A 19,004-nucleotide genomic window follows, 5' to 3' on the forward strand; every position below is an offset into this window, starting at 1 on the left:
CATTTCCTCTAGGCAAAAAAAACTCCCGAAGTTTCGGGAGATCTATTCAACCATGAATTCGATTAGCTGTCTCGACTTGAAAAGCATCTACTAGACATTAAACGCCGCTTAGGGATTAGGAAAATCGGCGATTAAAATCCTCTGCGTATGCCGCTATCCATTCAACCGCCGCCTCTTCGGGATCAAGCTCCCGACCCTCACGCTTTTTTACTTCGCGACGATAGTTCTCAATCTGACAAACCTGCTCGACCATCCGTGTGCGATAAGCATCTTGCTCATCTACAAACTCTACACCTAGGCGATAGCTAGAGCACAATGGCCGACACCATATAACACGGCCACGCCCAGCTGACTCGTCAGACAGGGATGGCACATAGTAGTCTATTCTACTGCCGACCGTAATTTTGCACGCTACATCAAAAGAAAGGCCTGCGATACTGACGTCGCGCAAACACCCGCGCCGACAAGCTGACTCCCCTATCACTTTCACAGCGACCGGAAAATCGCTGGCATGACGTATAAATTCCCGCATACAAGCCCCCTTAGGTATTCTGTGTAGCGCAACACAGCTTAAAGTGGGCCATATATGCTGGCATTTACCTATCCGTACTTACCCGTGCTCCAGCGTCGAATTGGCGATATCTAAACTTAATGAGTACGCCACCACCACTTAGTTAATCCTTAGATTTCAACCACGATGCATAGGGCGACTCAAACTCAAGCGCCACTTTTTCTGCCCAGCCCTTGATACCAATACCCGCGCGACTCATCTCAAGATCGCCACCATCAAGCACGTTTTCACCAAACTGGTAGCGCACACTAAAACCAGTTTCACAGGCGGCGTCATCATAATCCGCAGCTGCAGCCTGAACCTGCTCTCGACGAACCAAATAGGCCTGCCACGCCTTATTGCCGTGGCGCCCCCTGAGCATTTTTTCACTGAGGTGCGGTGCCAAAAGGGCAACACTGGCATTGTTGCCACCGAAACCCTTGGCATTCAAGATTGCAACATCAAGGCTATCGGGCTCGACATGCATATGCTCTTTTTGCAGGCGCAGATTACTTTGATGAACATCGTCAGCGATATGATCGATAGTTGCTATTCCAGGCAGGATATTGTCCTGCCACACCCCTAGGCTGGCAATAAGCTGATCACCAGAAGACGCACCGATGCTGTGGCCTATATAAGCCTTTATCGCAGCGACGGGCCAATTCTCGATACCAAATATCTTGGCAGTCTCATTCAAAATATGCGACTCAGTGACACGGTTCTGTGGAGTACTAGTACCGTGTGATTGCACAAAGCTTCGCGTCTTTATCGCCTTGTCGCCAATAATACCGGATGCTGCCGCCACCGCCTTAGCCGCAGTCAAATAATTGCCAACACCAGGAGAAGAAATAGATTTTTTGTAGCCATCAGCATTGGTGAAAACATCGGCCACTGCCCCGTGGATTTGGGCGCCAAGCTGCAAAGCCAGTTCGTCGTCAAATAACACAATAAACTGTGAGGACTCTGAAATCGTAAACCCGCAGTTGCTACTAAATGGCCGACTTGCGCGGCGGTAATCCGGTTCGGTAAGCCCTTTTCCCGCATCCAGCTTCAGCAAATCCGCATCCGAGGCCAAGGCGCCCATAGTGTAGTAGCCGTCAATAACACGGGGATCAACCCCGGATTCCGCCACGCCAACGACCGCCACCTTGGTAAGACCATTGCGAATATCATTGACTGCTTGGCGCAGATTGTAAAAGAAGGTTGCACAAGCGCCCAAGCTGGGGCCGCTAGTGCCAACATTGCCCAGCACATAGGCACTCACAAAGTCAGCTGGCATATCAGCCAAGCCCAAAGCCAATTGCTTAGAACTAACCCGGCCACCATTGGCACGCGCGCCCAGCAAACCACCAAAACCATTGTCATCTAACTGCGCCATTGCCGAGCTGGCATATACCCCCATTTGATCTGGGCGGATATTATCCATCACCGTCTGCCACTCTAACCCCATCGACTTTAGCGCATCTGAGGCCCCGCAGATGGCCATTTGCAAGCCACGCGGATGATTTCTAGACGCGTATAGACTTGCCGGATCAAATCCGGTGGGCAACTGCCCCGCTGAAGACACCTCAATTTTTCGTGTGGTCGGCAATAAGACATGACAGTCTTCACCCACGCGCACTGACACCTTTCCGCCACCCAGCTCCGTCACTTCCCAGCCACCGGGCAAGGCATCAGGCAAATCCCGCGCGCGGGTTACAAACTCCAAAACGCCGTCAGCACCGCTGAGCGCCATGCGCTTATTCCAGCCGACCTGATCTGTATCAAAAATATTGCCTTCAATTTTGCGAATCAAGGTGTGATCGCGCATATATTGACGCTGCGTATCTGAGCCGGCCTGATCTGCAGGGATACCCATTATTGCCGCTAAACTGCGGTAGGTGCGCGCAGCCTTGTCCTCGGGTAAAGCATCTACTACCAAGCGGCGATAACCGTGATGAAATGAACTCCGGCCGGCGGCATTGACGCCCCCAAACCCGACGATGACTGGCAACTTACTCACATTTAATCCTTACACACGGCATAAACTATAAGAGCGCTAGTCTATCGATGTTAGTGAGATTGAAATAGAATATAACCGCCAATAGATAAGATGATCACGCCAATATGAAACACGTTGCCCTGCTGGCATTTAACGATGCACTCGCCACCAGCATTAGCTTACCCAATGAACTGTTAACGGCGGCAAACAGCGTGTCACGCCGAGACAAACGCCAGCCCATTATGCACTCCGAATTTATCGGCTTAGATCCCTCGCCTATTAGCGTGTCTGGAGGTATGCACATCCTGCCAAATGCCGATCTCAGCAGTGGCAAGGAATACGACCTTATTATTGTTCCGAGTCGCTGGCGTCATCCCCACCGCGGTTCGCCCACTCGAACTGACGTACAGCAGTGGCTTAAAGAACATGCCGCCAGAGGGGCCGAAATTTGCGCGGTCGGCAACGGCAGTTATTTTCTGGCCGAAGCAGGCTTGCTAAATGGACAGGTGGCGACCACCCACTGGCACTATTTTGACGACTTTGCCGCCCGCTATCCACAGGTCTCACTGCAACGCGACTACCTCATTACCCAGGCTGACAATATTTACTGCACTGGTAGCGTAAATTCTGCCGCAGATCTCATTATTCATCTTATTGATCGCTACTGGGGCCCCTCTATTGCCAATCGGGTCGCTCAACAATTCTCACCCGAAAGCCGGCGACCTTTTTCCCGCAATAGTTACCGCGTCAATCGAAGCGATTTACACCGTGATGAAGTCATTGCACTCGCCCAAAACTGGCTGGCCCGCAATATCGCCACGCCTCTTAACATTCCAGAGTTAGCCAAGCACAGCGGACTCAGCGAGCGCAGCTTCCATCGCCGCTTCCGACAAATCACTGGTCTGCCGCCACTGCAGTACCTACAAAAATTACGCATCGAACTCGCCCAGGACTTATTGCAGAACAGCAATTTGAGCGTCGAAGAAATTGGTCAACAATGCGGCTATAGTGATGCCAGCTACTTTTGTCGCCTGTTTAAGCAACACAGCAGTGCCAGCCCCGGTGAATACCGGCGCGCCGTCCGCAGGAAACTCTTCGAAGTCGACAAAAAATGAAAGCTATCCTGAGTAATAGAAATGCCGTAAAACCTTGAAAATTAGGGCTTCCCATGGCTAAATATGCCGCCTCTAAAAATTCCTTTTCTTAAAAATTAGCGTCTAAAGATCACGTATTTTGCGGATCTAAACGCACATCAACAGGAAAACATCCTATGTCTGACGTATATATTGTTTCCGGCGCACGCACGCCCATGGGTGGCATGCTCGGCGTATTTAGCTCACTCACCGCAGTCGAACTCGGCACAACCGCCATTGCCGAAGCGGTGAAACGCAGCAATATTGACGCCGGAAAAATTGAAGATGTGATAATGGGCTGCGTCTTACCCGCTGGCCTAAAACAAGGCCCGGCACGTCAGGCCGCCATCGCTGCAGGCATTCCAAAATCCACCGGCGCCGTCACAGTGAACAAACTGTGTGGCTCTGGCATGCAAGCGACCATCTATGCCCACGACCAAATTAAAGCGGGCAGCTGCGACATCATTGTTGCTGGCGGCATGGAAAGCATGACCAATGCACCACACATTGTATTGAACGCACGCAAAGGTGTTGGCACCGGCGGCAAAACGCTTGAAGATCATATGTTCATCGACGGCTTACAAGACGCTTACAGCGGCCGCATGATGGGTAGCTTTGCCCAGCAAACTGCCGACGATAACAATTTTACCCGCGAGCAAATGGACGCTTACGCGATTGAATCCTTAACCCGCGCCCGCGCCGCCATTGAAAACGGCTCGCTTAAAGCGGAAACCGCCCCCGTAACAGTTAAAACGCGCAAGGGCGAAACCCTTGTCAGCGATGACGAACAGCCACTAAAAGCTATGTTAGAAAAGGTGCCTACGCTGCGCCCGGCCTTCGCTAAAGACGGCACTATCACAGCGGCAAACGCCAGTTCGATTTCTGACGGTGCCTCTGCCATGGTATTAATGAGCGAAAAAGCACTCAAGGAAAGTGGCGCAACGCCCATGGCACGTATTGTTGCTCACACCCGTCAATCTCTAGATCCCGAGCTGTTCACCACCGCACCCGTCGGCGCCATGCAAAAACTGCTGGCTAAAACTGGCTGGAGCAAAGACGATGTTGATCTTTGGGAAATTAACGAAGCCTTTGCCATGGTAACTATGCTGGCGATTCGTGACCTTGAACTCGATCACGCCAAAGTGAATGTCCACGGCGGCGCTTGCGCTCAAGGCCATCCGGTAGGCTCTACCGGCTCGCGCATCATTATCAGCCTGATATATGCCTTGCAGCAGTATGGCAAAAAACGCGGTATCGCCTCGCTGTGCATTGGCGGCGGTGAAGCCCTTGCTGTGGCAATCGAGCTAGTCTAGTAAGCGCTGTATTGGCGGCCAGAGACTTCTCTGGCCGCCATCTCCACCACACATTAAATCATTTTCATTTCTAACATCGCTACCTAGCGTATAATCTTGCAATGCGAGCGCTGCACAAAGCCAGCTTTTACTCAGTGGCAAGAAAAGCGCAGACAGTACGACCATTTGCAAAGGTAAATGCCTCATTGAGTATGCTGTTAACACCGCCAGCGATCAAAACAACAATGATGCAAAGCTCTCACTATTATTTTCTTTCTATAATGAGGAACACCCCATGACCGCAATCGGTCGCACTAGCCGCCTAACCATCAAACGTCACACCCAAGCTGGGTATTACTTAGACGGTGGCAAGCTGGGGGAGATTTTTTTAAGCCGTAAGAACGCGCCGGAAAATTGTGAACTAGGTGACACCTTAGAGGCGTTTGTTCATCACCATAGTGACGGCAGCTTAATTGCAACTACTAAAACACCACTTGGCCAGCTGGGTGACGTGCTGCCTTTAACCGTCTCTCAGATCAACGATACCGGTGCCTTCCTAGACTGGGGCTTAGACAAAGAATTACTCATGCCCTATGCAGAGCACGTAGGTGAAATCACGGCAGGCAAGAAAGTGCTGGTCAAAATCTATCTCGATAAAAGCTACCGTATCGTCGCATCCATGAAGCTAGACGAGTTTATTGAAGACACCGCGCCGCAACTTAGCCGTGGTCAGTCCTTCACTGTCACCGTTGCCAATAAAACCGAACTTGGCTACAAGGCGGTGATAGAAAATCAGTACTGGGGGCTGCTCTATGACAGCGATCTCGTTCGCCCAATACGCAAAGGCGAAAAACTCACAGCCTACGTTAAAAAAGTGCGCGACGATGGCCGCATCGATTTAAGCATTCAGCCCGTCCTCACAGTCGGCGGCAGCGACATAGCAAGTAAAATAATTAGCCAACTTGAAGCAAATGACGGCTTTCTTGAGGTCGGCGACAAAAGTCCACCAGAAAAGATCTACGCGCAGTTCGGCGTGAGTAAAAAGATTTTCAAACAGGCAATCGGCCGCCTTTATAAGCAACAACGCATCACCATTGAAGATGCTGGAATTAGATTAATAGAATCCTAACTACCTTTCCTCAGCTCAAGCACAATGAACATAATGGAAAAAACACCATGGATGCACTGACATTCCTGAGCACGCAAAGCAGCCCCATTAGATTAGCCGTTATCGATGATGACGGTTTCCCCATCGTCTGCTCGCTTTGGTTTATCCTCAATGAGGATCATATTCTTTGCGCGAGCCACGCTTCTGCCAAAATAATCCGCGTACTAAAGAAAAACCCAAACTGCGCATTTGAAGTTTCAATTAATGAAATGCCATATAAGGGCGTAAGGGGCAAAGCCATTGCCAGCCTTGAAAAAGACAGCGATGGACTCGTACTTGGACAATTATTAGAGCGCTACGTTGGCAATTCGCAACCCAGCTTGACGAAGTGGTTACTGAGTCGCAGCCAAGACGAGTATGCCATACGGCTAGAAATAAAGACCATGTCGACCTGGGATTTTAGCGCGCGAATGCAGGGCAAATAAACACCGAGCGAGCAAGGATGAGGAAAGCCCTCAGGGTATGGCCGCGTAATGTATTGATACTTTATGATTGCTACGGCTCCCTCCCAGCTATTGGCAGGGCAGCTCGCCAGATTCATCAGGCCGCCATAGGCGAAGAATCCTGGTATTCGGCATCATTAATCGTCAAGGGTAAGCTAATCTCAAAAGTCGTACCTTGATCAGGCTGACTACTGACTGAGATACGCCCTTGTAGTTGGCGTATTATCGTATTGTAAACAATGTGCAAACCTAAGCCTGTGCCACCCGCGCTGCGACGGGTTGTATAAAAAGGCTCAAATATCTTTTTCTGGTCCTGCTCGGGAATCCCGATGCCGTCATCACTAAATCGGATGACGACCCCAGAAGAAGACTGACGCACACTCAAGCTTATATGCCCTTTCTGGTCACTGGTGAAAGCATGAATAAGGCTATTGGCTAGTAAATTAATCACCACTTGGGAAATACCACCCGGTACCGTGCGGATACTAATATCAGGCGGGCAATCGAGCAGGACTTGATGACCGCTACGACGATAGTTTGGTGCCAAATGCAGCAACACGTCTGCTAAATAGTCATGTAGATTAATCGTCCGTGTCTCGCTAGTTGCCTGATCAACCGACACTTGCTTAAAACTCATTATTAATGCACCCGCGCGCTGCGCATTGGCTAGCACAATACGCGATGCCTCCTGCATTCTCCCCAGCATATCTGTCAATGCACGGGGAGTAGTCGCACCACCCATGGCCGCACTCAGCTTAGCCAAATCACGCTGCAAGGTTGACTCAGCCGTTATCGCAATACCAAGCGGTGTATTAAGTTCATGGGCAAAGCCAGCGACCAAACCACCCAGAGACGCCATTTTTTCAGACTCGACCAAATGCTCTTGAGTGTCTTGCAGCCTAGCCAACATTGCTTTCAACTCTTTTCGAGCAGCTTCGGAACTGTATTTTTGTCCTGTCAGCACCAAAAATGTCATGCCTAGCAAGCCCGTAAACAACATCCCGCCCGCCAACATACCCCAAGGCACCATAGAGCGCCCACCCGCCAAATATTGCTGATCGGCATCCAGCTTAAACGTCCACTTACTATCCGCAAAATCCAATATCGCACTTTCTGAAAACAACGCTTGCCCCAAGGGCTCCTTACTACTGGCATAAAAAGTACTGCCTTCTTGCGCTGACACTGAGGCCGAAATATGGCGCAAAGAATCCGGCGATAAGAGTAAACCCATCAAATCTTGAATACGAAACACGGCTGCCACATAGCCAAGCAGTGCACCCTCACCCCTTGCAAGCCCTCTCACGCTAGCTGGTAAATATACGACTAAACCTAAGTCATTAGACCGACCCTGCACCAAGGGGAGCGGCCCAGTGGTGGCCGGCTCATCAGAGGTTAAGGCACGCGATAATGCCTGACGCACGAGCGCGTTTGAATTGATGTCATATCCAACGGCTGTCACATTTTGCGCCAAAGGCTCAATATATCGAATAACTGCATATTCATCATGGCTTAACTGAGGAACCAATCCTTGCTCATCAGAGCGCCGCGTGAAAACGACAGGCAAGCCTTGCTCAGCGCTCATTTGCGACTCAACAAGCTGTCGCTTATCTTCCCTCACGTGCTGTACCCATGCCATCGCTTGGAAACCGGTATTGCGCTTCAAAAAGCCATCAACAAACGCGTCAAACTCAAGGACGGTAACATCGCTAGAAACTTCAAAAAATGCGCCTAGGGCATATAAATTTTCGATATGAGCATTAATAATCGCCTGTGCTCGACTAAAAACTTGCTCGCTGTACTGGCGAAACTCAGCTTGCTGTCGAGAAAGTTCCCAGCGACTGCCGAAAATATACAAGGTCACAACAACAACCGATACGCCCCCCATTATTAAAGGAAGGATTCGTCGCCGACTACGCCATATATCTCGCGGCTCGCCGAAGCAGACCAACATTAAGACGGTAAAGGTCATCACCCCCAGACCATCACCAACCCACCACGTCAACCAGTTGAACACAAAGTTCTCAATGGGCAGCAAGCCCGCTATTACCAAGGTGGCCGTGCCAATACTTGCAGCTACCGTACAAGCAATACCACAGGCAAATATGATGAAGCGCAGGACTTCCCTGACACTATCAAGCGTGATGTTAAGACCAATATATCGACGCACTAACCACGCACCGAAGACAGCTTGCAAGGCCGCCCCGGAGGCGATAATAAACGGCACAACTAAACCTGAAGCCATCGCAGCTAGGGGCTCAGACGTGTCTGGCAGTGAACCAATATTAACCAAAAATGAACCGAGTAAAACGCCAGGCCATAGGCGATACCCTTTTATTAGCAGCGCAGCGAGCGCCACACCCGCTGCCGGCCAAATCGCGGTGGCATAACCGGGAGGTATAGCGAGAAAAAGGGCTAATTTGCCCATCACGAAGTAGGCAAGAGCAAGAAGAAAAATCAAAATCGATAGCCGATTAAGCATTAGAGCGTGCCCAAATTAATGAAGCTATCAATCAGGTATTTCATCAAAAAGTTATTAACACGTATCAAAACATTACCCGCACTGGTCGAATATCATCCCACTTGCCGGGCAGTTTAGGGGGCTAAGACCATCAACCCTATAAGGAAAAACGCCTAAACCAAAGAAGCAATACAGCCACCATCAAGTAAATACATGACGCTATCATACTAATTTATGGGGTATTTCTATTCCGCTAGACTGCTTAGTTAAACCACACTTTTATCGCTTCTTAAGCTCAGTTGTAATATCCTACGCCGTTTTACGCAAAACCAAATTGTTAACCATAATGGATCTACAACAATGCTCATAGGAATCCCAAAAGAACTCGCAAGCGGTGAAAACCGCGTAGCGATCATTCCGACAGATGCCAAAAAGCTGATCAGGGCCGGTGCTACGATTCAAATCGAAGCAGGCTTAGGCTTAGGCAGCGGCTTTAGCGACGAAGAATACACCGACGCTGGCGCCACTATTATTACTGACCGCAACGCCGTGCTGGCGAGTGCTGATATCATTTTGCGTATCAGCAAACCCAGCTTGGACGAAATTGGACAGATGAAATCCGGCTGTATTCACGTCAGCTATCTGGACCCATTTAACGAGCACGACCTTATTAAAGCGTTCCGTGATCGTGGTGTTAGTGCGATCAGCATGGAAATGATACCCCGCAGCACGCGCTCGCAAAAAATGGACGCACTGAGCTCTCAAGCTAGCTTGGCAGGATATGTGATGGTATTGCTTGCCACCACTAAACTTCCGCGCATCCTTCCCATGATGATGACACCAGCCGGCACCTTGAAGCCCTCTACTGCCTTCATCATCGGCGCTGGCGTTGCCGGCCTCCAAGCGATTGCCACCGCCAAACGTCTTGGCGCCAAGGTTGTCGCGTTTGACACCCGCAGCGTAGTTGCCGAGCAAGTGCGCTCACTTGGCGGCAAGTTCCTAGAAATTGACTTGGGCGAAACCGGTCAGACCAAAGACGGTTACGCGCTAGCACTAACTGAAGAGCAGATGAAACTGCAGCTCGAAGGTCAGAAGAAGCAAATTGCTGAGTCTGACATCGTGATCACAACAGCGCAGCTATTCGGTCGTAAGCCACCAGTACTAGTAACCAGCGACATGATTAAGGGCATGAAACCCGGCTCTGTGATCGTCGATATGGCAGCTGAAAGCGGCGGTAACGTCGAAGGCTCTGTTGCTGGCAAAACCGTAGTTGTAGACGGTGTCACCATTATTGGCGACGGCAACTGGTCGAATTTCGTTAGTCGAGATGCTAGCCAAATGTACTCTGCCAACCTCTTCAACTTAGTTGATGAAGGCTGGATCGCCGATGACAAGAAAATGGTTATCGACATGGAAAACGATATTCTGCAGGGCTGTGTGATTACCCACGGCGGCGAGATCGTTAACGAAACCATTAAAAACCTGATTAACTAGGAGAAGATGATGGAAAACGCTGTCTTTTTGGCTTTCATCTTAATGCTGTCTATATTTTTAGGCTTTGAGCTGATCAATAAAGTACCCGCAACCCTGCACACCCCGCTGATGTCTGGGTCAAACGCGATCTCCGGTATCACTCTGGTTGGCGCACTGACTTCGGCCGGCGCCGAGCACGCCGTGCTTGCAACTATTCTTGGCACCGTGGCAGTCGCCATGGCAACCATCAATGTTATCGGTGGCTATATGGTCACTGACCGCATGCTAGCTATGTTTAAGAAAAAAGGGAGCGCTAAGTAATGGGTATTGAATTACTGGTCAACCTATCTTATGTGGTAGCGGCCGCGCTGTTTATTTTTGGTCTTAAAATGCTGGGCTCTCCAGCGACTGCCCGTAAAGGCAACCTAGTATCTGCACTGGGTATGTTTATCGCGGTAGTAGTTACTTTGCTCGACCAAAGTATTATTGACTACAAATATATCGTTGCTGGCATCGTTGTCGGCGGTTTAATCGGCGCAGTAATAGCACGCCGCGTTGAAATGACCGGCATGCCAGAAATGGTCGCACTGTTTAACGGTTTTGGCGGTGTAGCGAGCTTATTCGTTGGTTGGGGCGCACTGTATGGGATGCAAGATGCCCACACCTTTGTGCTAATCACCATCGTGCTATCTATCTTGATCGGTGGCGTGACCTTCTCTGGCAGCATGGTGGCTTGGGGCAAGCTCAGCGAGCGAATCTCAGGCAAAGCCCTAGTATTTAGCGGCCAACGGGTATTTAACATACTGTTGATTATTGCCATTATCGCGTCTGCCGTGATGTTCACTATCAGCGCTGGCCCAGCTACTTCCATCTACTTGTATTTGGTTATTGGTCTATCGCTGCTACTCGGTATCATGCTGGTTATTCCTATCGGTGGCGCCGATATGCCGGTAGTAATCTCGCTGCTAAATAGCTACTCAGGCTTAGCAGCTTGCGCGGCCGGTATCGCGATCAACAATATTATCCTGATCGTAGCCGGCGCGCTGGTTGGCGCCAGCGGTATCATCCTGACCCAAATCATGTGCAAGGCGATGAACCGCTCTCTGAGCAACGTCTTATTTAGCGGCTTCAGCGTAGTCACAGCTACAGGCACTGCCGCTAAGATCGAAGGCGAAGCCAAGGCTATGACAGCAGAGGATGCCTACTATGTACTTGAAGCCGCTGCTAGCGTCGTGATTGTACCTGGTTACGGTATGGCCGTTGCACAAGCACAGCATGTAGTAAAAGAGTTACAAGAAATTCTGGAAAAGAATGGCGCGGAAGTGGTTTATGCCATTCACCCGGTGGCTGGCCGCATGCCAGGTCATATGAACGTACTGCTTGCAGAAGCCGACGTATCCTATGACTTACTGCTGGAAATGGATGCGGTTAACCCGCGCATGGAAACCTTCGACGTAGCGATTGTTATCGGCGCCAACGACGTGGTTAACCCCGCCGCGCGTGAAATGGAAGGCAGCCCAATTTACGGCATGCCGGTCATCAATGTGGATTTGGCTCGCAATGTTTTCGTATTGAAGCGTTCAATGGCGTCTGGCTTTGCCGGTATCGACAACCCATTGTTCTTCAAAGACAATACGCGGATGCTGTTTGGTGATGCCAAAGAAATGCTGGGTAATATTGTTAAATCGTTTAGCTAATTTCGCTTGGTGTTAAACAAAAAAACGGGTTCTTAAGAGCCCGTTTTTTTTCGCCTACACAAACTGTGTTAGCCCCTGCCTGCACCACCACTCAACACCGGCAATAGCCGGGTTAATATATCCTTTAGCTGCAGCAAATCGCACTCCTCAACGGCTAATTTATCTAGCAAAGCCTCCGGAATACATTCGCACTCATCCCGCAAACTAAGCCCCGACTCACTGAGATGCAGCATAACGACGCGCTCATCGTCGACCGCTCTGCTGCGAATAATAAACCCCTGTTGCTCTAGGCGCTTCAAAAGTGGTGTCAAGGTATTGGTATTCAGCAAGGCCCGCTCGCTAACGAGCTTAACCGCGCAAGGCGCACTCTCCCATAAAATCATCATGACAATATACTGTGGATACGTTAGCCCCAGCGGCGTCAACTTATCCTGATACAAGCGGGTAATCATTCGCGACGCCGCATACAAGGGAAAACACAGTTGATTATCTAAGCGAAGCTGCGGCGGAAGCGCATCTACTAGCCCATCACTCATACGGCTAAGGCCGCCTCGATATCCGCTACCAAACTCTCCGGCTTGGTTGTTGGCGCATACCGCTTAATCGCCACACCATCTTTACCAATCAGAAACTTGGTGAAATTCCACTTCACAGTATTACTAATGGTACCTGGCGCCGCCTTTTTCAAATACGCAAACAAGGGGTGAGCATTTTTGCCGTTCACATCAATTTTTTCCGTGATGGGAAAGCTAACCCCGTAGTTCATCAGGCAACTGCCTTCGATGGTATTAGCGTCACCAGGCTCCTGGTTCGCAAATTGATTACAAGGCGCACCCAGTATCACCAAGCCCTTGTCTTGGTAGGTATCATACAACGCCTGCAAACCTTCGTACTGGGGCGTCAGCCCGCATTTACTCGCGGTGTTGACCACCAGCACGACTTTGTTTTTATAGGCAGACAAGTCCAGCGGTTTACCCTGCAAGCTTGAAATTTCAAAATCGTATAATGTACTCATATTAACTCCCCAGTGAATAATTTTATTGGCGTGGACCAATTCTCGCCCCAGCAAACATTAAAACAAAAATGTATATCGCACACAAGTATATCGCGCGCGATATAAAATCATTGCTCAAGCGCAGCGATTTTCTGCCGATAAGGTATATGATTACTCTATAGATAAACTGCGGACGCCCTATCAAATATGGTTATTATCAACCCCAGTTTTGCCACCCAGCCCGCGGCGTTTAACCGCCCGGCAGGGCCCGCGCCGGTATTGGCGATTGACCGCGTACTAACCGCGGTGGTCATTGGTCAGCGTGCCAACCACGTCTATGAGCTTGCATCAGGCGGCCTAAAAATGATGGCTGAAAGTCAGACTGCACTTCGCCACGGCGAACAACTGCTACTCCAAGTTATCGGCAAAGATCAAAAGCAGCGCCCAAGACTACAAATACTAAAGCCCGAAATCGGCTTTATTCAGAACCAGCTACGCGCCACATTGCCCCAGCAACAGAATGTAAGCCAACTACTGGCGAATTTAGCCAAGCTCAGCAGCATGCCTGACCAACAGCTAGCGGCCATCGGCAAAGGATTTGTCGATGCCATCGCCGGCAGAGCTCAATCCAGCGATCCAGACGGGCTGCGCCAAGCTATATTACAAAGTGGACTCTTTCTAGAAAACCAACTCGCCAAAGGCCAAGCCCCGGCGGGTGATCTAAAGCGCGCCTTGCTTAAGCTTAGCCAGCAAATTAGCCAGCAACTCGCTAGTGATCCGAAAAGTAGCGGCAGCGAATCTACATCGGTCAAAACTGAAGGCAAAAGCCCACCTCTAGCGCGAGAATACTCGCCGCAATCACGGCTAAGCCCACCGTTAAATGAAGCGCATACCGCAACACCAAAGCCCTCAGCCGAAAGCTACCCCCAAAGCCCAGTCGCAAAACCGCGCGGCACAGAGCTGCCGGGTGAACTACGCCCCCAAGGTCGGCAGGCGCCAACACTGAGCCAAGCGGACTCTGATGCCGACATCTTGCAGCAGGTGTTACGGGATGTGCGAGGCACAATTGCGCGCCAAGAGTCGCACCAATTACAGCACCTTCAGCAAAGTGATAAATCCCAAGCCCAGTATATGGTTGAGTTACCTGTGCGCAGCAATGACGGCATTGATGTCTGGCAGCTCCACTTTGGCAAGTTCGAACGGAAAGATAAGGATCAACAAAACCCGCAAGAACAAACCGGGGCTGAAAAACCTCAGCACAATTGGACAGTCACCTTAAGCTTTGATCTGCCGGGATTAGGCCCCATTAGGGCACGAGTTACTCAAACACCCGATATCAATATACGCTTCAGTGCCGACAACAGTGCGACCACTGCGCTGATAGAATCCCAGCGCCACCAACTAGAGCAAACCTTGAAATCCCAGGGGGTTAGCACACAAAGCATCCAATGCAATAACGAATCTATCACCGTCGATTCCACTGCCCTTTATGCAAAGTCATTATTGGATACTCAAGCATGAATAAGGAAGCCGGAGAAATCGCAGTTTCACTGCATTACGATGGTTACAATGCGCCAGTGGTCAGCGCTAAGGGGGAAGGCGAGACCGCTCGCCAGATACTTGAAATTGCGACCGAATACGATATACCGATTTATCAGAACAGTGAGTTAATACAGCTGCTATCGAGGGTAGAGCTAGATAATGAAATACCGAGGGAACTGTATATTGCAGTGGCCGAAATCATCGCCTTCGCCTACCGCTTAAAAGATCAGCTTCCCAAAACATGGGAAGCTGACTGATAACGCGGTCTTAACGCGTCAATTTCCAAGTAAACCGCACTTGCGCTAGCGACGCCACCGCTATGCCGTTGGCCTGCCCGGGCTCAAACTGACATCGGGATAGTGCTGACAAAGCACGGTAATCTAGGCGGCGCGTTCCGCTGCTATCGACTATTTTGCCGTCCGAGGGTTTGCCTTCTGGGTCAACCAAAAATGACATTGTTACCGTACCCTGCTTACCAAAGCGCACAGCCTCATCTGGGTATTCCGGCCGCGCGCAGCTGCTCCAATCAATACTCGCCGGCACATCTAGCGCTACGGGGGTTTCACTAGCAGACTCAGTCTGTGAGGCCAGTTCAAGTTTTGCTGCGGCGTCTTTTTTTGCCGCTGCGGCCTCTTTCTCGCGCACTTTTGCCAAAGCCGCCTGGCGCTCCTTCTCTGCATTCAGCGCGCGCAGCTCGGCCACCTCGGCCGCTCGAGCCTCCGCCTCGGCCGAGGCCTCAGCCAGTGCGTCTGATTGCTGCTGCATGACCAGTAACTGAGCCTGCTGCCGCAAACTTTGTTCACGCTCACTAAACTCACCATCCAAGCGACTCTGCCAAGCAGCAAGGACAGCCTGCTCTTCAGAGTATAGCTCTTCATCGGCCTGTACCGATGTTACCTTTGCCGGCGCATTTTGAGCAGGAGTAATGACTGGCAACTCATCACCAGACAATAACCACGCCGCCAAGCCTGCAGCAGCGCAAACGCACAACAACGCTATCGCGACAACTGATTCGGCAGACTGTCCGGTACCCTGCTTACCGCCCTCTGCGCCCACGGTTTTATTCATCTAAAAACTCTCCAACACTTACTCACGCCGTCAACCCGAATAAGCGACCAATGCGCTGAAACATACCACGACGATCAGCCTCTGGTGGCGGCGGCGACGAGGCCTCTGCCGCAATACGCAAAGTCTGCGCCGGATGCTTCTGTAGTATCTCAAATCGACGCATCGCTAAATTAACGCTGCCACGCAATAAGCCCTCACTAATTGGCTTACTTAGAAAGCGGTATATCTGTCCTCGATTGATGAGATCAATACCCTGCTCCGCATCTGACTTCGCGGTTAAAACTATCGCCACCAAACTGGGATGGTGTTGACGCAGCGCACTGAGCAAATCGGTGACTAATTCGCCGCCTACGGCTATCTCCGTAATGATCACCCCTATTTTATGAAGTTCTAAAAGATTTAAACCTTCGTCTAAGTTCGCTGCTGTATAGACTGAGCGATCACGGCCTAAAACCCGCTGCAAGGTATTTCTAGTTGACTCATCGTCGTCTAGTATTAAGGTGCCTACATCGTCGATACCCGGCACATGAACCCGCGCCGTTAAATCTTCTTGGGGTGCCACCGCCTCTTTCACATAGTCGACGGCTGATGCCTTGACCGCAGCAGCAATGGTTGATCGCAAGTCGACGTTTGACCACGGCTTGTTAATAAAGCGGAAAATTTCACCATCGTTAATTGCAGATAGTATGGCGCTCAAATCTGAGTAACCTGTCAATAAAACCCTGATCGCTCGCGGCCGAAGATCTTTGGCCTGACGCAAAACCTCTACACCTGTCATCTCCGGCATGCGCTGATCACTGACCACGACATCAATATCGTCCTGCCGCAGAATTTCCAGCGCATCCGCACCGGACGCCGCCGTCATTACCTCGTAATCCCGTCTAAATAGGGCCTTTAGCGCAATAAGGATGCGTGGCTCATCGTCGACAAATAATATTCGCGCACGAGGCGCTTCAGCGGGGGTATCAACGGTCGTATTCATACTCTATGCATCTCCAAGCAAGACCACGTCTTGCTCCGCTATGGTATCCGAATCTTTACTCACCCCAGCCACAGGTAGGCGAATAAAGAACTCGGTGCCCTTCCCTAACTCGGACTCCACTCGTATTGTGCCGCCGTGATCTTCAATAATTCTAAACACAATAGACAAGCCCAGCCCAGTGCCTTTGCCTACCGGTTTGGTAGTAAAAAATGGCTCGAAAATATGCGCGCGAGTTTCATCGTCCATGCCACTGCCGGTATCGCTAATTGCCACTTCCACATTTTCACCATCTAGACTGGTGCGAATGTAAATTTGACCATTACCATCCATCGCCTGCGCAGCATTGGTAATAAGATTGAGAAAGACCTGATTTAATTGCGATGGCGCGCAACTGATCTGCGGCAACTCAGAAAACATCCGCGTTACTTTAACGCCGTCTTTAAGCTGGCTATTACAAATCTTAAGCGCCGTTTCAATACCGGCATTGAGATCAAAAAGCTGGGATTGCGAGCGGTCTACGCGGCTGAAGTCCTTCAGACTCATCACCAACTCAGCAATCTGCTTTAAGCCATACTCCGTATCCGCAAGCAACATATCAAATTCAGCGATACTCTCCGCGTCCACCTCGCCGTCCATGGCTTGCATTGACTCCCGAACAATCTCGACATTACTGGAGGCGTATCCAAGCGGGGTATTTATCTCATGCGCCACACCCGCAATCATCTGCCCGAGCGATGCCATCTTTTCAGACTGAATCAACTGCCCTTGCTGCATTTTCAAATCATCTAGGGCCTTGCTAAGCGCCTCCGTGCGTTTTTCAACAGTTTCTTCCAAATTCACGTTGGCATTTTGTAGTTCACTATTCAAACTATCCAATGCCGAGAAACTAGAGCGCAGGCGAACGGCAATCACGCCAAACGCCAATAGCAATGCAACTGCATAAACCGCCAGTGTTTGTCGGTAATTACGCGCGGTGGATTGTAAATTATGGAAATAATTCTCATAACTCGTCCGCAAATCATATAGCGCGGCACCCGTGGGCAAGGTATCAAATTGTTCAGTGAGCACCTGCACTTGATCTGCAGCGTCGCGCAGCGCATCGACCGTACTTAATAAATGTCGTAAAGCACCACGCTCATCGTCACTTTCAAGCTGCGCTTGGGCATCAACAATATCTCGGCCCAGCTCATTGATATAAGCACCGTTGGTGGGCGCCGACTGGATTCCATAAGTGGTAGCCTCCCGCAAAATCGACATTACGCTCTCACGTAAATCGTCAGATGCATTTACCGAGGGTACATTTAAAAAAGAAATACCGGCAAGCCGCAACACCGAAAATTGCTGCGCTAATTCAGCCAATTTTGCGGAATAATCGTCTAACAGATTCAGTTTTGCCGCCGCAACGCTATTGTATTTGGCTAGCGTCGGTTCTATGGGCTGCGACAATCCGGCTAAACTAGCTTGGCCACTATTGATAGCCTCTCGGCTTATCGTAAAGCGATCCCGCGCCAAATCCAATTGCTGCATGCCGGCGTCAAGCGACAAACGTCCGCGCGCTATTTGCTGATTCAGATCGGCATCAGCTTTTGCCGCGGCGTCCAACTGCTCAAGCCGGATGACATGCAAGCCGGTTTCGATTGGGTTCCGCAAGGTTTTCCATAATAAAAATGAAATTAAGATCAAGGCCAGGGCAACTGCTAACAAAGCAATAAACCGCTGAACCGAAAAACCCCGCGAAACGCGCGCAGACACACCCAGTTGAAACATAAAATTCTTCTTATTTTTGTATTGCTTCACCTAACTTACAAAACAACGTTGCGAGACAGTTGATTGTAGCTTGGCATAATAGGCCAGCAATACGTTGAGGTTAGCACCCAAAATACTTTTTATAATTTATACGGCAAGAAGAGTAAAAGTTGCCAGCGCAAAAGTCTAGCACTAACACAATATCGCTAGGGGGAAATATAGGTGATTTTACATACACTTAGCATTTAAAAGGGAAGTTAAATAGAGCTAGACTCAAGCGCTGCTTCCTACGAATGGCGCCCACTAGCACGGCATCATGCTATACGGTTCGCAAGATACAAGTCACTTCATCAATCTCAAGCCATAGACATCAGAAACAAACTTATCGTTTAAAAACAACAACTTAAATATATTCCATGGCGTCAGGCCTTTTTATTATTTCTCAGCCCCAAAAAAGCCTAGACCACTTTAATTCAA

17 protein-coding genes are annotated in these 19,004 nt (G+C 50.1%); 9 read left to right on the top strand and 8 right to left on the bottom strand.

Translation table 11 applies throughout. The features are described 5' to 3' along the window. Positions 1-115 precede the first annotated feature (115 nt). Both AB4875_RS12435 and AB4875_RS12440 read right to left on the bottom strand, forming a co-directional pair. Positions 116-532: a PilZ domain-containing protein gene (locus AB4875_RS12435; RefSeq protein WP_368376377.1), complete on the bottom strand. Its 417-nt coding sequence runs from the start codon at positions 530-532 to the stop codon at positions 116-118. A 142-nt stretch (positions 533-674) separates the two neighbouring features. Next, positions 675-2,552, bottom strand: a complete 1,878-nt coding sequence (locus AB4875_RS12440; RefSeq protein WP_368376378.1) for a beta-ketoacyl synthase — start codon at positions 2,550-2,552, stop codon at positions 675-677. 104 nt (positions 2,553-2,656) lie between these two features. On the opposite strand from AB4875_RS12440, the gene AB4875_RS12445 reads away from it, so the two are divergent. The 4 genes from AB4875_RS12445 (at position 2,657) to AB4875_RS12460 (ending at position 6,549) form a co-directional block, all read left to right on the top strand. Beyond that, positions 2,657-3,646, top strand: coding sequence for a GlxA family transcriptional regulator (locus tag AB4875_RS12445; protein ID WP_368376379.1), 990 nt, complete (start codon positions 2,657-2,659; stop codon positions 3,644-3,646). Positions 3,647-3,801: 155 nt separating this feature from the next. Continuing rightward, positions 3,802-4,977, top strand: a complete 1,176-nt coding sequence (locus AB4875_RS12450) for a thiolase family protein (protein ID WP_368376380.1) — start codon at positions 3,802-3,804, stop codon at positions 4,975-4,977. A gap of 274 nt (positions 4,978-5,251) precedes the next feature. Next, positions 5,252-6,085, top strand: a complete 834-nt coding sequence (locus AB4875_RS12455; protein ID WP_368376381.1) for a CvfB family protein — start codon at positions 5,252-5,254, stop codon at positions 6,083-6,085. 47 nt (positions 6,086-6,132) lie between these two features. After that, positions 6,133-6,549, top strand: a complete 417-nt coding sequence (locus tag AB4875_RS12460) for a pyridoxamine 5'-phosphate oxidase family protein (RefSeq protein ID WP_368376382.1) — start codon at positions 6,133-6,135, stop codon at positions 6,547-6,549. Positions 6,550-6,664: 115 nt separating this feature from the next. Here the strand turns inward: AB4875_RS12460 and AB4875_RS12465 are convergent, their stop codons facing one another. Next, the gene (locus AB4875_RS12465) at positions 6,665-9,046 is read right to left on the bottom strand and encodes a CHASE domain-containing protein (RefSeq protein WP_368376383.1); all 2,382 of its coding nucleotides are present in this window, start codon (positions 9,044-9,046) and stop codon (positions 6,665-6,667) included. 339 nt (positions 9,047-9,385) lie between these two features. On the opposite strand from AB4875_RS12465, the gene AB4875_RS12470 reads away from it, so the two are divergent. Genes AB4875_RS12470 through AB4875_RS12480 form a run of 3 tightly spaced genes read left to right on the top strand, consistent with a single transcriptional unit; the run spans position 9,386 to position 12,195 of the window. After that, positions 9,386-10,519, top strand: a complete 1,134-nt coding sequence (locus AB4875_RS12470; protein ID WP_368376384.1) for an NAD(P) transhydrogenase subunit alpha — start codon at positions 9,386-9,388, stop codon at positions 10,517-10,519. Between the two features lie 9 nt (positions 10,520-10,528). Further along, positions 10,529-10,819: an NAD(P) transhydrogenase subunit alpha part 2 gene (locus AB4875_RS12475; RefSeq protein ID WP_368376385.1), complete on the top strand. Its 291-nt coding sequence runs from the start codon at positions 10,529-10,531 to the stop codon at positions 10,817-10,819. Next, positions 10,819-12,195: an NAD(P)(+) transhydrogenase (Re/Si-specific) subunit beta gene (locus AB4875_RS12480; RefSeq protein WP_368376386.1), complete on the top strand. Its 1,377-nt coding sequence runs from the start codon at positions 10,819-10,821 to the stop codon at positions 12,193-12,195. The genes AB4875_RS12475 and AB4875_RS12480 overlap by 1 nt, the downstream gene beginning before the upstream one ends. Positions 12,196-12,263: 68 nt before the next feature. Here the strand turns inward: AB4875_RS12480 and AB4875_RS12485 are convergent, their stop codons facing one another. Next, positions 12,264-12,731 (bottom strand): MarR family winged helix-turn-helix transcriptional regulator, encoded by a 468-nt coding sequence (locus tag AB4875_RS12485; protein WP_368376387.1) that lies wholly within the window; start codon positions 12,729-12,731, stop codon positions 12,264-12,266. Next, positions 12,728-13,210 carry a glutathione peroxidase gene (locus tag AB4875_RS12490; RefSeq protein ID WP_368376388.1) on the bottom strand — a complete coding sequence of 161 codons (483 nt, stop codon included), beginning with the start codon at positions 13,208-13,210 and terminating at the stop codon, positions 12,728-12,730. Before AB4875_RS12490 ends, AB4875_RS12485 begins: the two co-directional genes overlap by 4 nt. Before the next feature lie 186 nt (positions 13,211-13,396). Between AB4875_RS12490 and fliK the strand changes: the two genes are divergently transcribed. Both fliK and AB4875_RS12500 read left to right on the top strand, forming a co-directional pair. Further along, on the top strand, positions 13,397-14,710 hold the full coding sequence (fliK, locus tag AB4875_RS12495) for a flagellar hook-length control protein FliK (protein ID WP_368376389.1): 1,314 nt from the start codon (positions 13,397-13,399) through the stop codon (positions 14,708-14,710). After that, positions 14,707-14,988, top strand: a complete 282-nt coding sequence (locus AB4875_RS12500; protein WP_368376390.1) for an EscU/YscU/HrcU family type III secretion system export apparatus switch protein — start codon at positions 14,707-14,709, stop codon at positions 14,986-14,988. Before fliK ends, AB4875_RS12500 begins: the two co-directional genes overlap by 4 nt. 10 nt (positions 14,989-14,998) lie before the next feature. Here the strand turns inward: AB4875_RS12500 and AB4875_RS12505 are convergent, their stop codons facing one another. From AB4875_RS12505 to AB4875_RS12515, 3 genes are read right to left on the bottom strand one after another with little or no spacing between them, the layout of a single operon-like run. Then, positions 14,999-15,799, bottom strand: a complete 801-nt coding sequence (locus AB4875_RS12505; RefSeq protein ID WP_368376391.1) for an energy transducer TonB — start codon at positions 15,797-15,799, stop codon at positions 14,999-15,001. Between the two features lie 22 nt (positions 15,800-15,821). Further along, entirely contained in the window at positions 15,822-16,781 is a 960-nt protein-coding gene (locus tag AB4875_RS12510) for a response regulator (protein WP_368376392.1), read from the bottom strand. Between the two features lie 3 nt (positions 16,782-16,784). After that, positions 16,785-18,548: a DAHL domain-containing sensor histidine kinase gene (locus tag AB4875_RS12515; RefSeq protein WP_368376393.1), complete on the bottom strand. Its 1,764-nt coding sequence runs from the start codon at positions 18,546-18,548 to the stop codon at positions 16,785-16,787. Between the last annotated feature and the right edge of the window lie 456 nt (positions 18,549-19,004).

The sequence above is a fragment of the Zhongshania sp. R06B22 genome (assembly GCF_040892595.1).
GTDB lineage: Bacteria > Pseudomonadota > Gammaproteobacteria > Pseudomonadales > Spongiibacteraceae > Spongiibacter > Spongiibacter arctica.